This window comes from Sulfurimonas sp. (genome assembly GCF_027056685.1).
Taxonomy (GTDB): domain Bacteria; phylum Campylobacterota; class Campylobacteria; order Campylobacterales; family Sulfurimonadaceae; genus Sulfurimonas.
The window spans coordinates 3,149-4,883 of the sequence record NZ_JALUKE010000067.1 but is presented as its reverse complement, the minus strand read 5'-3'; the positions used below and the strand labels follow the sequence as shown (position 1 = coordinate 4,883).

Annotated in this window: 2 protein-coding genes; both read right to left on the bottom strand. The window is 40.6% G+C overall.

Going from position 1 to position 1,735, the window contains the following annotated elements:
* Positions 1-1,103: NAD(P)/FAD-dependent oxidoreductase (locus MVY38_RS02940; protein WP_297483477.1), on the bottom strand; the 1,103-nt coding region annotated here is incomplete at its 3' end.
* Positions 1,104-1,735 (bottom strand): Smr/MutS family protein (locus MVY38_RS02935; RefSeq protein WP_297483475.1); only part of this gene is annotated, 632 nt, incomplete at its 5' end. It abuts the gene before it with no gap.

Below are 1,735 nucleotides of genomic sequence, written 5' to 3'. Positions count from 1 at the left end.
AGCACCTCTCCGACAAAGTAGAGATTTTTTTGTTTGAGTGATTCCATAGTTTTTGGGTTTATCTCTTGGGTATCTATGCCTCCGCCACTTACTTCAGCATGACGAAAACCGTGAGTATCTTCCACTTTAAAACGCCAGTTACTTATGCAGTTTGCTATTTTTTTAGCCATTTTGGTGTTTACTTTATCGCACTGCGTTTGGGGTGAGAGTTCTAAGTATTCTAATATATTTGTAGCAATTTTAAGGGGCAAAAGTCCCACTAAAATATCAGGTAGAGTAAACGCAGGCATTCGTTTTGCGACTGCGTTTAGGTGTGCTGCTATTTGCTGTTGGGTGAGTCTTGGCAAGAGGTTGAGTGATACTGAGACATGATTGAACTCTAAAAGAGCTTTGGAAGCAGCTTGAGAGATGTCTAAGATGGCAAAGCCTGAGAGCCCGTAGTTTGTAAAGAGAATGTCCCCTTTAGTTGTGAGCTCTTTTTGATGGTTTATGAAGAGTGTTACTTCTCCGTTCACCTTAGCCCCTGCCATTTTATGCACGACTTTTTCATCAATTTCGAGTTGCACAAGAGAGGGATAGGCTGGGATGATGCCGTGTCCAAACTCCTTTGCAAACTCCTCGCCGTCATTATTGCCACCAAGGTGTGAAACTGCGCGTGAACCTGTTGCTACGACAACTGCGTCATATTTTTTCATAAAATCTTTTATGGAATTGATGTGAGCACTGTAGTGAAAATTGACACCGAGATTTTTAGCATACTCTTCAAAAAGTTTTGCAACACTCTTTGCTTCATTCGAAAGTGGATAGGCTCTGCCATCCTCTTTGACATCAAGTGGTAAGCCTATAGAGTTTACAAACTTCTCAAACGCAGCAAAGCCAAACTCTTTAAGTGCAAAGGCAACAAAGTCAGGATTTTGGCTAAAGTAGTCCTCTTTTGAGAGGTTTTTGTTTGTGATGTTACAGCGACCATTTCCAGAGACAAGAATTTTTTTGGCTACTTTTGCATTTTGTTCAAAAAGTGTCACTTTAACACCTTTTTGCGCAAGTAAAATAGCACAAAAAAGCCCAGATGCTCCACCGCCGATGATTGCAACAGATTTCATTTACAGCGTCACTATTTTTGCACCAAATCCACCCATATGCTGTGGTGCATCTTCAAATTTTTTCACTCTTGGATGGGTTTTTAGAAACTCTTTGACAGCATAAGAGAGTTTTCCAGTTCCAATGCCATGATAGACTATGACTTCATCCCAGCCGTTTATGAGCGCATCATTTAAGAACTTGTCAAGAACTTCTGTCGCTTCAACTGCGCGCATACCATGGAGGTCACACTTCAGTCCTGCTTTTTTCTCTACATTAAGAGTAAGGTCTGTTCGTGGTTTTGCTTTGACTATTTTTGTCGGTTTAAGATACATTGTCTTGACACGAATCTTCATTCCGTTTACTTCTAAAATAGCTTCATTTTTGCTCTTCATGGCAACAATGACACCACTTTGGGTATGGTATTTCACTTCATCGCCCACTTTAAACTCTATGGCTCTGTTGTCTTGCTTTTTTTGCTCTTTTGGAAGGTTTTGTTTTGCTTTGTTCATGGCACGGTGGATGGCTTGCGTATCTCCCTCTCGTGCTGCTTTTTTGGCTTCACTTATGGCATTTTCATATTCGCGTTTAAGCTCGGCTTTCTCTTTTTGCAACTCAAGATGAAGTTCCTCTTTTTGTGCTTTTATTTGTAACT